This is a genomic window from Terrihabitans rhizophilus, from assembly GCF_033898525.1.
In the GTDB taxonomy this organism is placed as follows: domain Bacteria; phylum Pseudomonadota; class Alphaproteobacteria; order Rhizobiales; family Methylopilaceae; genus Flaviflagellibacter; species Flaviflagellibacter rhizophilus.
Genome location: NZ_JAXAFJ010000003.1, coordinates 283251 through 298001, shown reverse-complemented (window position 1 = coordinate 298001; position 14751 = coordinate 283251). Strand labels below are relative to the sequence as shown.

The window sequence follows — 14751 nt, the reverse complement described above, 5'->3', positions numbered from 1 at the left end:
CCTTCCTAACTGCGCTCGAATTGCATACATATCGAACACGGGCCGCTAGGGAGTTTTGAACGTGTATGATCTCGTCATCAGCAACGGTGTGGTTGTCACAGCAGGAGATCGCACCCGGTGTGACGTCGGGATCCTGAACGGCAAGGTCGCTGCGCTGGGCACGGACCTCAAGGGTCGCGAGATGATCGACGCGGAGGGCAAGTTCGTGCTGCCCGGCGGCGTCGATTCCCATGTCCACATCGCCCAGCCCAGCGGCGGCGGCATTGTCATGGCGGATGACTTCGAGACCGCCACTCGCTCGGCGGCAGCCGGCGGCACGACGACCGTGATGCCCTTCTGCATGCAGGAAAAGGGAACGCCGCTCCGGGAAACGCTGAAGGCCTATCACGCCAAGGCCGATGGCCAGTCCTATGTGGATGTCAGCTTCCACCTGATCATCAGCGAGCCGGACGAGCAGCTCCTGGGGCAGGATCTGCCGGCTTTGGTCGAGGACGGCTATACCAGCTTCAAGATCTTCATGACCTACGACGATCTGAAGCTCAACGACCGCGAGATCCTCGACGTCATGGGCGTGGCACGCGAAACCGGCGCGCTCGTCATGGTGCATGCCGAGAACCATGATGCCATCCGCTACATGACGGAGCAGTTGGAGAAGGCGGGCCGGACGGCTCCTAAATATCACGCGACCTCGCGCCCCTCCGTCGTCGAGCGCGAGGCGACCCACCGGGCGATCTCGCTGGCGGAACTGGTCGACGTGCCGGTCATGATCGTCCACGTCTCCAACCGCGAGGCCATGGAGCAGATCCGCTGGGCGCAGCAGAAGGGCCTGCGGGTCCTTGGCGAGACCTGCACGCAATACCTCGTGCTCACCGAAGACGATCTCGACGGTCTCGGCATGGAGGGCGCCAAATATGTCTGCTCGCCACCGCCGCGCGATGTCGCAAGCCAGGAAGCGTGTTGGGAAGGCCTTCGCACCGGCGTGTTCTCGGTGTTCTCATCGGATCACTGCCCCTTTCGCTATGACGACGAGCAGGGAAAGCTGACGCCGAAGGGACGGACGAGCTTCCGCTGGGTGCCGAACGGCATTCCCGGCGTGGGCGCTCGCCTTCCCGTCCTGTTCTCGGAGGGCGTGATGAAGGGGCGCATGACGCTGGAGCAGTTCGTGGCCGTCACCGCCGCGAACCCCGCGAAGACTTACGGGCTCTATCCTCGCAAGGGCACCATCGCGGTCGGAGCGGACGCGGACATCGCGATCTGGGATCCCGAACAGCGCGCGACGCTGCGCCACGAAATGCTGCAGGATGGCGCGGACTACACGCCGTATGAAGGACGTGAAATCGTGGGCTGGCCTGTCACCACGTTGGTGCGCGGACGTGTGGTCATGCAGGGCGGTGAGCTTGTAGGCGACAAGGCGCACGGCCAGTATCTTCCGCGTGAGCGTTCGCCCTTCGCCGTCCGCCCGGATGAAAGTTCAGCCCGATGACGGAGGCGCCCGGCGACTGGAGTGCCGGAGGCCGCACCGAGAACCTCTCGAACCTCGCCTACAAGTCGGTGGCCGAGCTTATCCGCGGGCGCCGGCTGCGCGGCGGCGAGACCATCGTGGAGTCCCGGCTGGCCGACCAGCTGAACATCTCGCGCACGCCCTTGAGAGAGGCCCTGCAGCGGCTGGAGGGCGAAGGTCTTGTCGTGAAAGGCAATGGGCGCTCCTTCAAGGTGCGCCATGTCGACCTCGGCGAATACCTGCAGAGCCTGCGGGTCCGTGAGATCCTGGAACCCGAGGCTGCGTCCATGGCCGCCGGGCACATTCCGCTTCAGCAACTGGCCGAAGTGCGCGCCGAGATCAATTCACTGCGCGACGCGACCGGCTACCACACCGATGCCCATTGGCGCTCCGACGACAACCTGCACGAATTGTTCAACAGGCACAGCGGAAACGAAGTTCTCGCCGGAGTCGTGCGCAGCCTGCGGGTGACCACGCGCCTCTTCGAGATCGCCCGCCTCGCCGATCGTGTCGAGCCGGACTCGGCCGAGCATCTTGCGATCCTCGAGGCGCTGGAGGCGGAAGACGCGAAGGCTGCCCGCCGCGCCGTGCAGAACCACATCCGCAGCATCGGCGACTTCGCCATCGCCACCGTGCGCTGAGCGCGCAACGCGGAGGTGCGGCGCTCCTCAGTGCCGCAGGATCTTGGAGACGAAGTCCTGGGTGCGGGGCTGCGTCGGTGCATCGAAAATCTGCGCTGCGGGCCCGGTTTCGACGATCTTGCCGCTGGCCATGAACACCACCCGAGATGCCACTTCGCGGATGAAGCCCATCTCGTGCGAGACGATCATCATCGTCATGCCCTCGTTCGCCAGCACGCGGATCGAGTCCAGCACTTCGGAGACGAGCTCCGGGTCGAGCGCCGCCGTCACCTCGTCGAGCAGCAGGATTTCAGGGCGCAGCGCCAAGGCGCGCGCGATGGCGACGCGCTGCTGCTGGCCGCCTGAAAGCTGGTCGGGATAAGAGTCGAGCTTGTCGCCGAGGCCGACCTTCGCCAGCAGCACCCTCGCCTCCTCCTCGACCTCGGCCTTCGGCCGCTTCTTGATCTTGGTCGGCGTGATCGTGACGTTCTGCAACACGCTCATGTTCTGGAACAGGTTGTACTGCTGGAACACGATGGCGATGCGGTCGCGCAGGCGGCGCACATCCGCGGCCTTTGCATAGTCCACCGGCTGACCGTCGAGCTTCACCGAGCCGCTGACGGGCGGCAGAAGCCCCATCACCACCCGCAGGATCGTGCTCTTGCCGGAGCCGGAGGGCCCGATGAGCCCGATCACATCCCCACGGGCGACACTGAGATCGATGCCGGAAAGAACGGTGTTCTTGCCGTAGCGGGCTTCAAGGCCGGTGATGTCGAGATGGTGCAAGGCGGATCTCCAGCGCAGCGCCGAGGCGCGCGAGCGGATAGGAAATGGCGAAGTAGATGAGCAGCACCACCCCGAAGGCGAGCGCGGCGGAGAAGCCCTTGTTGTTCAGCACCTTGGCCGCATAGGTCAGCTCCACCACGCCGATCTGCGACGCAAGTGCCGTGTCCTTGATGAACATGACGAAGAAGCCGAAGGCCGGTGGCAGGATCACGCGCCATGCCTGGGGAAGGATCACGTGGCGGATGGTCTGAAGCTGCGAGAAGTTCATGGCTTCCGCCGCTTCCCACTGATTGCGGTGCACGGAATTCAGCCCGCCGCGGATGATCTCGGACAGGAAGGCGGACGCGATGAACGTGGTCGTCACCGCCGCCACCACGAAGAGCGGCACATCGCTGAAGAAGATCTGAAAGCCGAAGAACGCCAGCATCAAGGTCACGAGGAACGGGACGCGGCGGAAGATCTCGGTGAAGGCAAAGGCCAGCACGCGCAGCGGCAGCAACAGCCGCCCATCAGAGATGCGCGCCACGGCCAAGAGCAGGCCGAACACGCTTCCGAGGATGACGCCCAGCGCGGAGAGCGCGAGCGTGGTGCCGGCCGCCCCCGCCAGGAACACCCAGTTGTAGTAGGTGGCAAATTCCGGCCACTCATAGGCAATCTGCGACAGCATCAGATCAGCTTTGTCCGTGCGCGGAAGGCGAACCGTCCGAACGCCGCCAGGAGGACCGAGGCGATCAGCGTGAGAACCACATAGATCCCGGCCGTCACGGTGAAGACCTCGATGGACCGGAACGTCATCGAATTGATGTTCAATGCCTGCCCCGTCAGTTCCTCGACGCCGAAGACGGCGGCCATGGAGGTGCCGAGCGTCATGATGATGAAGTGGTTCGACAAAGGAGGGAACAGCACCTGCGCCACATGGGGCAGGATGACGTAGCGGATCTGCTGGAGCCGGGAGAAGCCAAGCACTTCCGAGGCTTCAAGTTCCGAGCGGCGGGAGCTTTCGAAGCCGGCGCGCTGGATCTCTGTGAGGTAGGCGCCGGCGTTCAGCGTCATGCCAAGCAGGACGGCATTGAACGAGGACAGCAGGATGCCCGCGTCCGGCAGCGCGAAATAGAGGAAGAAGATCTGGACGAGCTGCGGCGTGTTCGTGAAGAAGGTCACGTAGGCGCCCACGATCATGGACAGCCAGCGCGGCCCGAAACTCTTGATCGCCGCGCCCAGCGTGCCGATGAGCAGTCCGCCGCAGAAGGCCAGCACGGCGATCTGAAGAGCAAGCCATGCCCCGTCCAGCAGGCGGGGCAGGTAGGGCCATATCTGGCCATATTGCAGGACATAGCCCATCACGCGGTCCGCTCAGCTTGAGACGTGCCGGCCAGTACGACCGGCCGGCACGCATCCACCATCCAGGGATCAGAAGTACGGGGAGACCTGGACGGGCTCGATCATGTCCATGCCGAACCACTTCTTCCACATCTCGGCCGTCTTGCCGCGCCGATGCATCTCGAACACCGCGACGTTCAGCCAGTCCTTCAGGCCCGTCGAGTTCTTCGCGACGCCGAGACCGCAATAGTAGACGTCGACAGGCGTCTCCACGATCTTCCACTTCGTGTTGCGGTGCTTCTCCATGTGCTCGCCCATGAAGTCCATGACGTCGATCATCGCCGTGCCACGGCCCTGCGCCAGCGCACGGACCGCATCGGGATAATTGTCGAGCAGCGTAACCTTTGCGTTCTTGAGGTTTTCCTCGATGAACTTGACCGGGGTGGAGCCGCGGACCTGCACGAAGGTGACCTCCGGCTTATCCATCTCCTTCCACTCTTTGTATTCCTGACCTTCGGTCGTCAGGATGCCGAGAACTTCCGTGTGCGCGGGCACCGTGAAGTCGATGACCTTGGCGCGCTCCGGATTGCGCGTCATCGCGCCCATCACGAAGTCGATCTTGCCTGAGACCACGAAGGGGATGCGGTCCGGCGACCCGACCTGCACGACCTCGAGTTTCACACCGAGCATCTTTGCGATCTCGGTGGCGAAATCCACATCGAAGCCGACGATCTGGTTCTTCTCGTCGAACTTGCCGAGCGGCGGCAGCGTGGGGTTCACGCCCACGCGGATGGTGCCGGAGGAGATCACTTCATCCAGCGTGCGGGCGGAGGCTGGCGCCAGTGTGGTGGCGAACGCCGTGAGGGCAATAGCGCCGAAAAGGGCAAGCTTCTTCAGCATCGGTCCGGTTCTCCTCGCCACACAGTGGTGGGCACGCCATCCAAAGTTCAAGCTCAGGCCGTTGCCTGACCGTCCACAATCTGTATACATATTGCCGCCGTGTAAAGTGCAAAAGAAATGCGCGCCGCCGCTTTCCTGGGCAGTCCGCCTCTGGCTGGCCATGCATCTTGCACCTTCTTCGAGGACCTGACCCACATGCCGCAACCGTTTACGGACCGCATCACAGGCATTCACGCAGCGACAATCGTGCCGATGCGCCCCGACTTCTCGCTGGACGAGGAAGGCCTTGCCCGGCACATCGCGGATGTGACGCAGGTGAAGGGCATGAACGGCCTTCTGCTCAATGGTCATGCGGGCGAGAACTTCGTGCTCACGCGCGCCGAGAAGCGCCGGGTGGTGGAGATCGCGCGCGAGATCGCGCCCGGCACGCTGATCGTCTCGGGCGTAAACCAGGAATCGAGCCTTGAGGCGGCCCATGAGGCACGCGAACTGGAAGACGCCGGTGCCGACGGGCTCCTGGTGTTCCCGCCGAACAGCTGGGCGCTCGGGCACGACGAAGACTGCGTCATCCTCCATCATCAGCACGTCCGCGACGCCAGCACTCTGCCCCTGATGCTTTACGGCGCCCCGGTGGGGGCCGGTGCCCTCGCTTATTCGGCCGGGCTTCTCTCCCGCCTCTCCGAGGATCCGCGCATCGTGGCGATCAAGGACGGCAGCTGGGAGGTCGCGGCCTACGAGGCCAATCTGCGCCTTCTCCACGCCCAGAGGCCGGATTTCAAGGTGCTGGGCTCCGGCGATGAGCACCTGCTGACCTGCTACATGATCGGGAGCGCGGGCAGCCAGGTCTCGCTTGCCGCCGTCATCCCTGAGCTGACGATCGCCCTTTGGACAGCGGCACAGGCCGGCGACTGGGCGGAAGCCCGCCGCGTGCATGAGCGGCTGTACCCGCTATCGGTCGCGATCTATCGGGATGCTCCGGGCGGACGCGCGACCGCACGCCTGAAGACCTGCCTGAAATTGCTCGGCAAGCTGGACAACGACGTGCTCCGCCCTCCCCAGTTCGTATCGACCAGGCGTGAAGTCGACGCACTCGAAAAAGCGCTCGATCACGCACTCGCGTGACCTCCATGCCCGCATACGGAGAATGAAGATGACCCAGATCCGCATCACTGCAGGCCCCTTCGAGTTCGAGGGACGGCTTGAGGAAGAGGCCGCGCCGAAGACCTGCGCGCTGTTCCTGAGCCTGCTGCCCTACAAAGAGCGCATCATCCATGTGCGCTGGAGCGGCGAAGGCTGCTGGATTCCCCTCGGCGAGACTGATTTCGGTCTTGGCTTCGAGAACGCGACCAGCTTCCCGGCCCCCGGCCAGTTCATCCTCTATCCCGGCGGCTTCAGCGAGACGGAACTGCTGCTCGCCTATGGCGGCGTCTGCTTCGCGAGCAAGATGGGCCAGCTCGCCGGCAACCACTTCCTGACCATCACCAAGGGCGGGGAAAATCTCGAGAAGCTCGGCAAGATGACGCTCTGGAACGGCGCGCAGGATATCCTGTTCGAGCGCATAGGCTGATCGTCACTTCAGAAAGAACCGGCGTGTCCAAGATCCACGACGTCATCATCGTTGGCGGCGGCATAGGCGGCCTCAGCGCCGCCTGGCGGCTGCGGCACCGCGACGTGCTGCTGCTGGAGGCCGACAGCCGGGTCGGCGGACGCCTGAAGTCCGAACAGCGCGGCGAGTACTGGCTCAACTTCGGGGGACATCTGTTCGGCGAGGCGTCCTCACCGGCTGGCGGACTTGCCGATGAACTGGGCCTTGACGCGCGGCCGATCCCGGGCGACCGGATGGGCATCGCCATGCACGGCAAGCTGGTGGCTGGCGGGCGCTCCGAGACCTTTCCGTTGCGGCTGCCTCTGGGGCTCCGCTCCCGGCTATCCTTCATCAAGATGGGCTTGAAGCTGCGCACGGGGGTGATGCGCCTTCTGGCGGTTCAGCAGAAGGTCCCCGGCGAGGATCCCGCCGCCCGCCGTGTCCGGCAGTTGTCCTTCGACAATGCCCGCACGCTTGCGGATTATGTCGGGACGCTGACGCCCGAGGTGGATCTCATGCTGCGCACCATCACGGAGCGCACGGCCGCCGATCCCACCGTCATGGCCGCCGGATATGGCCTCACCAGTTTCGGGCAGGTCTGGTCCAAGCATTCCTTCGGCCGCAACCTGTTCGGCGGATCGTCGCGTCTGCCTGAAGCCATCGCGCGAGAGCTCGGCGACAGGATCGTCACCTCAGCCGAAGTCACGTGCATTGAAGCCCACGGCGGACACGTCGTTGTCGATTATGTACGCGGCAGCGAAACCTGCAGGGCCATGGCGCGCCATGTGATCGTCGCGACCACCGCGAACGTCACGCACCGCATTGTGCGCGGCCTTCCGGAAGACACCCGAAGCGCTCTCGGCCAAATCCGCTACGGCGCCTTCCTCTCGGCCGCCGTCCTGACCGATGAAACCGGCCCCATGCCGTGGGACAACAGCTACGCCATCGCCACGCCCGGCCTGTCCTTCGGGGTCTTCTTCAACATGGCGAGCACGCTGCGCATAGGCACCCGCAAGAGGGGCGGCAGCCTGATGCTGTTCCGGGGCGCGCGCGGCGCCGAGGAACTGATGAAGGGCAGCGACGAGGACATCGCGGCCGCATTCCTCACCGATCTCGACCGCCTCTTCCCCGGCACGCGTGCGGTGGTGCGCGAGATAAAGGTGCAACGCTGGCCCCTCGGCGCCCCTTACTCGTTCCCGGGGCGCGCCGAACTGCAGCCCGCCCTCACCCGTGATCTCGGCCCCGTGCATCTGGCAGGCGACTATCTCGAATTCCCATGCATGGACGCGGCGATCGCAACAGCAGGTGAGTGCGCCGATCGCATTCTTGCGCTCCTCCGCGAGGACGCGGGCGCCTTAGCCCCTTAAGAATGGCAGGAGCCCATCGGCGTCCGTTGTTCAACCCGCTTCGCGCCAGCTATATTCACCCTGTTCAAGGAGTTCGATATGGCGAAGTTTGCGGGACTGCGGATCATCGAGGACGATGATGAAGGATTCATCTTCATGTTCGAAACCGATGACGGAAAGACGCTTCGCTTTAGCGCCTCCCCGGAAGATGTCGACACCATCGTCGATGCGATCGACGAGCTTTACGAAGATGAAGACGATGCGGCTGTGGGCGACGAGACTGAGCCCGACGACACCAACAACTAGCGCTCGTCGGGGCGTTGCTGAGAGCGATCGCCCATAAACCATACCGGGTCAGGAACGGCGAGGCTTCGAGGTCCAAGCTGAGCGTTCCTGACCCCAGGCCATGGGTCGCAGACCATTCCACGCAGAAGCAATGGTCATTTGCAGCCGCGAATTGCTATTTGTTATGGGCTTTTACTCCACCAGCCCTCTATCATCCCCTCATCGCCGCGCCCTTCCCCAAGCGTATGCGGCGACTGAGTGACAGGCGCACTCCCGCTAACAGGAGTGCGGTGATGGCTGCCAGTTCCGTCACGGATGTCCTGATCCGCAGGCTCGAGACGATCGTCAAGCTCCCGCAAGACGAACGTGACGCCCTTGCCACGCTGCCCTTCATGACCAGAGAAATAGGGGCCGGGCACGACGTCTTTCGGGAGCACGACAGCCCCATTCAATGCTGCCTGATCCTCGAAGGTCATGCCTTTCGCTACAAGATGCTGGATGAAGGGAAACGACAGATCCTCTCGTTCCACATCGCAGGCGACATACCCGACCTGCAGAGTCTTCATCTCGACGTGATGGATCATGGCCTGATGACCCTTTGTGCAAGCAAGGCGGCGTTCATTCCCCACAAGGTCCTGCGCCCGTTCCTCCACGCCCATCCTCGGATTGCCGACGCTTTCTGGCGCGACACGCTTGTCGACGCAGCGATCTTTCGGGAGTGGGTTGCGAATGTCGGGCGCCGGACGGCTTTCGGCCGGCTGGCCCACCTGCTGTGCGAAAGCTTTACGCGGATGAAGAGTGTCGGGCTTGCGGAAGCCCAATCCTTCGACATGCCGGTCACTCAGGAGCAACTTGGAGACGCGACCGGCCTTTCCGCCGTCCACGTCAACCGGACGCTGACAGATCTTCGCGACCAAGGTCTGGTCGAGTTGTCGCGACACCGGGTGATCGTAAAGGACTGGCAAGGCCTGCAGGATGCGGCAGGTTTCGACCCGGCCTATCTTCATCTACAAGGCGGATGAGGGGATGGGCTTCCAACATTCGTGGCCGGATACCTTGGGGACGGCCAGGTTTTTCTGAAAGCGTTCGCGCGAGGTGGAGCGCACCTTTGGCGGCGGTGAGACACCCCCGCTCCTGCGGGGATGTCTGATCTTTCGAGGACTCAGTCTTAGTTGGTACCGCCCGCTGCCGGTCCGGGCGGCGTAGCGCTGGTGGTGGCATCCTGATCGACGCCGCCGACCTCACCCGGAATCGTGCACCCACCGGAGCCGGCGGTGCACACGGTGCCCTGGCTGCCTGCTTCAGTCGCGGTCGACGCACGGCCCTGTTCCGTGACGGTTCCCGCACGACCCTGTTCCGAAGACGCCCGGGCGCCATCCTTGGTGGTCTGGCTGCGGCCGATATCGGAGTTGGCCGGGTTAGCGGCCGACGGGTTCTGCGCAAGGGCCGGAGCCGCTGCGAACATGGCAAGAGCAGGAATGAGGAGGAACTTCTTCATGGTCTGTCTCCTTGGAGGGTAGCTGGACAATCCCGTTAAGGAAGAGGAGTTCCCCAGGGTGCGAGCTGGCCGCAAGGCGTACAGAGGCGGCAGCGCGAACGGCATCCTGGAAGCAAACACCTCCACCCTCAGAGAGGTATCAGCATGAACAAGGGGGATCTGCTTCAGCCGGGCTGGCGTGAAAGCCTCCGGCGCGTGAACGATGTTGAACTACATGTGATCGAGGCGGGCACAGCGGGGGCGCCGCTGGTGATCCTGCTGCACGGCTTTCCCGAGTTCTGGTGGGCGTGGAGACATCAGATCACGCCCCTGGCGGAGGCCGGCTACCATGTGGTTGTTCCGGACATGCGGGGCTACAACAAGAGCGAGGCGCCACAGGACATCGCTTCCTACGATCTCGACACGCTGGCCGCGGATGTGATCGCCCTCGCCGAGGCTTACGGAGCCCGGCGCTTCCACCTCGTCGGCCATGATTGGGGTGCGGTGATAGGGTGGTGGACGGCTGCGCGATATCCCGACCGGCTGGACCGTGTCGTGCTGATGAACGGTCCGCACCCGGACGTCTTGGGAAAGCAGGCTCTTAGGCATCCGACGCAGGCGCTCAGGAGCAGCTATGTGGCGTTCTTCCAGCTGCCATGGCTGCCCGAGGCCATGCTGGGCCGCTTCGGCTTCGCCGGCCTTCTCTTGGCGATGAAGAGAAGCGCCAGAGCGGATACGTTCGAGCCGGGCGCCCTGAACCATTACGCCGAAGCCTGGGCGCATCCCGGTTCGCTGACGGCCATGCTCAACTACTACCGTGCGTTACGCAAACGGCCGCGCGCCCGCGAGCCCGCCCGTCTCGCTCCACCCACCCTGATCCTCTGGGCAGATCATGATCGCTTTCTGGAGCGGCATCTCGCGGAAGCAGGCCTGGCGATTTGCGACAACGGCAGGCTGGAAATCGTGGAAGACGCGAGCCACTGGCTTCACCTCGACCAGCCGCAGCGCGTCAACGCTCGCCTCATCCGTTGGCTGCGGGACGAGAACTGAAGAGATGCCTGATTCCAGTCGTGTACATTGCCGGACGGGCGTGCAATCTCGGCAAAAGCCGGTTTAACCCTGCCCGCGCAATCCGCCCTAGCTGGCAATATCCGGAGGGTCCGTGGCCGATACTTTCCCGAATGGCACGGTTCACCAGGCGCCTGAGGACCTTCAGGTCGCCGTGCGGGCAAACCGGGGCGCATTCCTCCTTTGGGACGGGCTGACGCCACTCGGCCGCAACGAATTCATCTGCTGGGTCGAAGATGCGAAACAGCCTGCGACACGCCAGCGCCGCATCCAGCGAACTTGCGAGGAGTTGCTGGAGGGAAAGAAACGGCCCTGCTGCTGGGCGGGCTGCATCCATCGAACGGACAAGCCGCCGAGCCGATGGCAGCAGGCGGTCTTGGTAGATCGGAAAAAGGGAAGCGGCGGCTAAATCGGGCTTGCTGACGTGCTCCATGGCGCGTGGGGCACGTCAGAAGATGCTCCCGACGAGCCAAGGCTTCGGCAGGCGAAGCACCGGGCCGAGCGCAAGAGGCCGCGGAGCTTACCGGCAGGGCAGCCGCTTCGGCACCCAGTTCCGGGCGAGATCCTGGGCGATGGCGATCTGCGCGCCGTTCATCTTCGTGGAAACGGAGTTCCGGATCCTGGAATAGGCGTCTCGCTCGTCACGTCCTGCGCCGGCTGCGGCAAGGTTCAGCCATTTGTACGACATGATCACGTCGGGGGGCACGCCTCGACCCTTGTCGAAGAGCAGGCCGAGCAGGTACTGCGCCGTCGGCTCGCTGGCCTCGGCGGCACAGGTGTACCAGTGCGCGGCGAGCACGAAGTCCTGCGGCACGCCCCTTCCATATTCGTGGAAGTAGCCGAGCAGCCCCTGCGCGCGCGCATCTCCCGCCTTGGCCAGGACCACCGTCTCGGCAACCGTTACGGCAAGCTCGCGCGCCTCGTAGGGGATGAACACGCGGGCAGCGGGGTCGGCCGCCCGCGCCGCACCGAGCGTGGAGCAGGCCGCAAGCACGGCAAGCAGGAGCAATCGGCAAAGCCGCGCGCGAGCGGGGGCAGGCAAGGACATGTTGTTGGCTGCGGCTGTCATGACAGTGGAAACCAGTTCTGCAGGCACCAGCCCGCCCAGATGGCCGGCGCGAGAAAAAGGCCGAAGGGCAACCGTCCGGCACGGCGCAGCCGCCGCCCGCCCAGCTTCTGGCGCAGCACATAGGCGACCAGCGCGGAACCAGCGGCGAGGTCGATGGCCCACGGCATCGCCGGCCAGTCGAGCCAGACGCCCATTGCGAAGGCGAGCTTCACGTCGCCAAGCCCAAGCCCCTCCCGGCCGCGCCAGGCGCGGTATCCCACGCGGAGGGCCAGGAACATCGTCGCCAGCACCGCGCCACGCAGCACTGCGAGCGCGATGCCCTCGCCTGCCGTCCAGCCCGTCGCCCCCGCATGGATCAAGCCGAGCACGACAGCGGCGAGCGTCAGTTCATCGGGGATGATGAAGCGCCGCCCATCGACAAGGGCGATGGCCGCGAGCACCGGAACGAGGCAAGCCGCCAGAAGGCCGGGCAGCCCGCTCGCCGTCGCGAGGCTCGCGCCCATCGCCACCAGGACGACGGCGGCCACCGGGCTCCAACGCAGAAATTCCTCCGCCGGCAGCCGCGGCAGGCGCACACCTGATGTGCCCGGCAGATAGGTCATCAGAAGCGCCCCGGGCCGCCGGCGTTCATCGTGCCGCGCAGCTTCGTCCTCAGTTCCTCGGCGACCGTGCTGGCATCGAACGCGTCGCGGATGATCTGCGGCCGGATGAAGATGATCAATTCGGTGCGCTGGCCCGAGCGGCTCTTGTGCGAGAAGGCGCTGCCGATGCCCGGCAGGCTGCCAAGCACGGGAATACCGCTGCGGCCGGAATTCTGGCGCTCGCTGATCAGGCCCGCGAGCAGCACCGTCTGTCCGTCGGTCACAGCCACCGTGCTCTTGACCTTCCGCTGCGAGACGGTCGGCGTCAGCGTGGATGTGCGCCCGCCATTGGCGACATTGCTGATCTCCTGCTCGATCTCCAGACGGACCTGGCCGTTCACGTTCACGCGCGGGACGACCTTCAGGATGATGCCGGTGTTCTTGTACTCGATGGTGCTGACGACGGTATTGTTGCCCGAGAGCACTGTGGCGCTGCCGGTGGAGACCGGCACCTCGTCGCCCACCTGAAGCACGGCGGTCTGGTTGTCGACGACCACGAGCGACGGGTTGGAAAGCACCTTCACGTCGGTGACGTCGTGCAGCGCATCCAGGATGAAGCGCGGCTGGCCGCGCGGCCCGGCCAGCAGGTTGAAGCCCGGCACGACCTGGCTGATGAACGAGCCCGAGACATCGCTCGCAAGCGTATTGCCGACGGAACCGTTGTTGCGCCCGAGCCCGAGATCCTTGCTGGTGAGGTAGAACTGCACGCCGTAGCTGAGATCGTCGTTCAGCGTCACCTCGGCGACCGTGGCTTCGATGGCTACCTGCAGCTGTGGCTGGTCGAGTTGCAGCAGCGTGCGCTCGATGGTGCGGTACTGCTCCTGGCTGGCATAGACCAGCAGGCTGTTATTGGCCGTGTCGGCCGTGATCCGCACGCCCGGCAGGGCTCCCGGGCCGCTTCCGCCGCCGTCGCCGAGATCGGCTTCCGCTTCCTCCGCCTCCGGAGCCACGCTGGCGCCGGAAGATTTCTTGCCCACGCCCAGCTTGTCCTCGGTCGTGAGCGGTCCGTCGCCGGATGCGCCGCTGGTGGTGACGTCCTCGCCCGAGCCCGGCGCGAACTGGTTCTCGGCCGTGTCGAGACCGCCGCTTCCGCCGACGAACAGGTTGCTCAAGAGCCTCGCCGTCTGCTTGGCGTCGCCATATTTCATGCGGTAGACGCGCACGCCGGTCGTGGCGTCGGCGCGGTCCAGCCGGCTGATCCATGTCGCGGCGGTGCGCAGCAGATCCGGCCTCTTGCTGACCACGAGGATGGAGTTCAGCCGCCCGATCGCCTGGAACTTGACGAGGCTCTGGCTCAGCCCGCCTTCGCGGGCATCGAGCAGGTTCTCCAGTTCCTTGACGATGGGGTCGGGCGCGCTGTTGCGCACGGGATAGATGCCGACCGATTGACCCCGCATCCAGTCGGCGTCGAACTGCAGCACGGTGTCGATGGCCGTGCGCCTCTCGGCTGCGGTGCCCTGGACGAGAAGAAGGTTGCGCGCCGGATCGGATCGCACGGCGCCGCTGCGGGTGGCGAAGGTGTCGAGCAGCGGCATGAGCGCCTGCGCAGAGGTGTAGCGCAGGGGAATGACGGACATGCCATGCCCTGGCTCCACTCGCGTTCCGTAATCGGTGGATCCGCTGCCGCTGGCTTCCGCCAAGGGCACGATACGGTAACCCGTCGCGTCGCTCAGCAAGGCGGCATTGCTGGTGCGGAGCGCGTTTTCGAGCACAAAGGGAAGATCCTGCTTCCGCATCGGGCGGCCGGAGCCGAGGCTGATCGTGCCCTGCACACGCGGGTCGATCATGTAGGCGGTGCCCATGATGTCGCCGAGCACCACCTTCACGACGGCAGTCAGGGGCGCGTTCTCGAAGGCAAGATTGTAGCCTTCGCCTTCAGCGCCGCTCGCGGGAGAGATGCCCTTGAAGACGGGCCCGCCCGAACCTGCATAGGCAAGGCTGGACGACTGGTATTCCACGGCCGTGCGATCGTCGCCTGGAGCGGACTGGACAGCGCCTCCACGCACCTCCCGTGGAGACAGATCGAGCGAGCGGATGCTGCCGAGAACTCCTTGGCCACTGGGTTCGCTGGCTTTGTGGGCGGTGCAGCCCCCCAACGCGAAGAGCGCAACGGCCAGGCAACCAAAGGTTAATGCCCCAGGCACTTGCCGGGG

The 14751-nt window shown here is 64.8% G+C and carries 17 protein-coding genes; 9 read left to right on the top strand and 8 right to left on the bottom strand.

The genetic code is table 11. The annotated features are described in order from the left end of the window. Window positions 1-55: 55 nt before the first annotated feature. Entirely contained in the window at window positions 56-1483 is a 1428-nt protein-coding gene (hydA, locus tag SCD90_RS07695) for a dihydropyrimidinase (RefSeq protein WP_319844065.1), read from the top strand. Further along, complete coding sequence (locus tag SCD90_RS07690) at window positions 1480-2142, top strand: GntR family transcriptional regulator (RefSeq protein ID WP_319844064.1); 663 nt, start codon at window positions 1480-1482, stop codon at window positions 2140-2142. The genes hydA and SCD90_RS07690 overlap by 4 nt, the downstream gene beginning before the upstream one ends. Window positions 2143-2169: 27 nt before the next feature. Here the strand turns inward: SCD90_RS07690 and SCD90_RS07685 are convergent, their stop codons facing one another. The 4 genes from SCD90_RS07685 to SCD90_RS07670 all read right to left on the bottom strand — a co-directional run bounded on the left by SCD90_RS07685 (window position 2170) and on the right by SCD90_RS07670 (window position 5127). Further along, entirely contained in the window at window positions 2170-2907 is a 738-nt protein-coding gene (locus tag SCD90_RS07685) for an amino acid ABC transporter ATP-binding protein (RefSeq protein ID WP_319844063.1), read from the bottom strand. Then, the gene (locus tag SCD90_RS07680; protein ID WP_319844062.1) at window positions 2879-3574 is read right to left on the bottom strand and encodes an amino acid ABC transporter permease; all 696 of its coding nucleotides are present in this window, start codon (window positions 3572-3574) and stop codon (window positions 2879-2881) included. The genes SCD90_RS07685 and SCD90_RS07680 overlap by 29 nt, the downstream gene beginning before the upstream one ends. After that, window positions 3574-4248: an amino acid ABC transporter permease gene (locus SCD90_RS07675; protein WP_319844138.1), complete on the bottom strand. Its 675-nt coding sequence runs from the start codon at window positions 4246-4248 to the stop codon at window positions 3574-3576. The genes SCD90_RS07680 and SCD90_RS07675 overlap by 1 nt, the downstream gene beginning before the upstream one ends. Window positions 4249-4317: 69 nt before the next feature. Next, on the bottom strand, window positions 4318-5127 hold the full coding sequence (locus tag SCD90_RS07670) for a transporter substrate-binding domain-containing protein (RefSeq protein ID WP_319844061.1): 810 nt from the start codon (window positions 5125-5127) through the stop codon (window positions 4318-4320). A gap of 195 nt (window positions 5128-5322) precedes the next feature. Between SCD90_RS07670 and SCD90_RS07665 the strand changes: the two genes are divergently transcribed. From SCD90_RS07665 to SCD90_RS07645, 5 genes are all read left to right on the top strand, one after another. Next, complete coding sequence (locus SCD90_RS07665) at window positions 5323-6249, top strand: dihydrodipicolinate synthase family protein (protein ID WP_319844060.1); 927 nt, start codon at window positions 5323-5325, stop codon at window positions 6247-6249. Between the two features lie 28 nt (window positions 6250-6277). Next, complete coding sequence (locus tag SCD90_RS07660; RefSeq protein ID WP_319844059.1) at window positions 6278-6694, top strand: DUF3830 family protein; 417 nt, start codon at window positions 6278-6280, stop codon at window positions 6692-6694. 23 nt (window positions 6695-6717) lie between these two features. Next, the gene (locus SCD90_RS07655; RefSeq protein ID WP_319844058.1) at window positions 6718-8079 is read left to right on the top strand and encodes a protoporphyrinogen/coproporphyrinogen oxidase; all 1362 of its coding nucleotides are present in this window, start codon (window positions 6718-6720) and stop codon (window positions 8077-8079) included. A 78-nt stretch (window positions 8080-8157) separates the two neighbouring features. Further along, entirely contained in the window at window positions 8158-8364 is a 207-nt protein-coding gene (locus SCD90_RS07650) for a hypothetical protein (RefSeq protein WP_319844057.1), read from the top strand. A 272-nt stretch (window positions 8365-8636) separates the two neighbouring features. Further along, the gene (locus tag SCD90_RS07645) at window positions 8637-9365 is read left to right on the top strand and encodes a Crp/Fnr family transcriptional regulator (protein WP_319844056.1); all 729 of its coding nucleotides are present in this window, start codon (window positions 8637-8639) and stop codon (window positions 9363-9365) included. Between the two features lie 146 nt (window positions 9366-9511). Here SCD90_RS07645 and SCD90_RS07640 read toward each other — a convergent pair whose 3' ends face one another. Next, on the bottom strand, window positions 9512-9841 hold the full coding sequence (locus SCD90_RS07640) for a hypothetical protein (RefSeq protein ID WP_319844055.1): 330 nt from the start codon (window positions 9839-9841) through the stop codon (window positions 9512-9514). Between the two features lie 144 nt (window positions 9842-9985). Here SCD90_RS07640 and SCD90_RS07635 point away from each other — a divergent pair, with 144 nt between their 5' ends. Together SCD90_RS07635 and SCD90_RS07630 are read left to right on the top strand one after the other, a co-directional pair. Further along, entirely contained in the window at window positions 9986-10870 is an 885-nt protein-coding gene (locus SCD90_RS07635) for an alpha/beta fold hydrolase (protein ID WP_319844054.1), read from the top strand. Window positions 10871-10982: 112 nt separating this feature from the next. Continuing rightward, window positions 10983-11297 carry a YdeI/OmpD-associated family protein gene (locus SCD90_RS07630; protein ID WP_319844053.1) on the top strand — a complete coding sequence of 105 codons (315 nt, stop codon included), beginning with the start codon at window positions 10983-10985 and terminating at the stop codon, window positions 11295-11297. A gap of 111 nt (window positions 11298-11408) precedes the next feature. Here SCD90_RS07630 and SCD90_RS07625 read toward each other — a convergent pair whose 3' ends face one another. From SCD90_RS07625 to gspD, 3 genes are read right to left on the bottom strand one after another with little or no spacing between them, the layout of a single operon-like run. Then, window positions 11409-11936 (bottom strand): tetratricopeptide repeat protein, encoded by a 528-nt coding sequence (locus SCD90_RS07625; RefSeq protein ID WP_319844052.1) that lies wholly within the window; start codon window positions 11934-11936, stop codon window positions 11409-11411. A 17-nt stretch (window positions 11937-11953) separates the two neighbouring features. Then, on the bottom strand, window positions 11954-12559 hold the full coding sequence (locus tag SCD90_RS07620; protein WP_319844051.1) for an A24 family peptidase: 606 nt from the start codon (window positions 12557-12559) through the stop codon (window positions 11954-11956). Next, window positions 12559-14556, bottom strand: coding sequence for a type II secretion system secretin GspD (gene gspD, locus SCD90_RS07615; protein WP_319844050.1), 1998 nt, complete (start codon window positions 14554-14556; stop codon window positions 12559-12561). The genes SCD90_RS07620 and gspD overlap by 1 nt, the downstream gene beginning before the upstream one ends. Window positions 14557-14751 lie beyond the last annotated feature (195 nt).

Bases quoted from the DNA above. Each gene is read 5' to 3' on its own strand.
- SCD90_RS07620 (WP_319844051.1), bottom strand. From the start codon at position 12,559: ATGACCTATCTGCCGGGCACATCAGGTGTGCGCCTGCCGCGGCTGCCG.
- SCD90_RS07675 (WP_319844138.1), bottom strand. From the start codon at position 4,248: ATGGGCTATGTCCTGCAATATGGCCAGATATGGCCCTACCTGCCCCGC.
- SCD90_RS07635 (WP_319844054.1), top strand. From the start codon at position 9,986: ATGAACAAGGGGGATCTGCTTCAGCCGGGCTGGCGTGAAAGCCTCCGG.
- SCD90_RS07670 (WP_319844061.1), bottom strand. From the start codon at position 5,127: ATGCTGAAGAAGCTTGCCCTTTTCGGCGCTATTGCCCTCACGGCGTTC.
- SCD90_RS07640 (WP_319844055.1), bottom strand. From the start codon at position 9,841: ATGAAGAAGTTCCTCCTCATTCCTGCTCTTGCCATGTTCGCAGCGGCT.
- SCD90_RS07660 (WP_319844059.1), top strand. From the start codon at position 6,278: ATGACCCAGATCCGCATCACTGCAGGCCCCTTCGAGTTCGAGGGACGG.
- SCD90_RS07650 (WP_319844057.1), top strand. From the start codon at position 8,158: ATGGCGAAGTTTGCGGGACTGCGGATCATCGAGGACGATGATGAAGGA.
- SCD90_RS07645 (WP_319844056.1), top strand. From the start codon at position 8,637: ATGGCTGCCAGTTCCGTCACGGATGTCCTGATCCGCAGGCTCGAGACG.
- SCD90_RS07680 (WP_319844062.1), bottom strand. From the start codon at position 3,574: ATGCTGTCGCAGATTGCCTATGAGTGGCCGGAATTTGCCACCTACTAC.
- SCD90_RS07665 (WP_319844060.1), top strand. From the start codon at position 5,323: ATGCCGCAACCGTTTACGGACCGCATCACAGGCATTCACGCAGCGACA.
- SCD90_RS07690 (WP_319844064.1), top strand. From the start codon at position 1,480: ATGACGGAGGCGCCCGGCGACTGGAGTGCCGGAGGCCGCACCGAGAAC.
- SCD90_RS07625 (WP_319844052.1), bottom strand. From the start codon at position 11,936: ATGTCCTTGCCTGCCCCCGCTCGCGCGCGGCTTTGCCGATTGCTCCTG.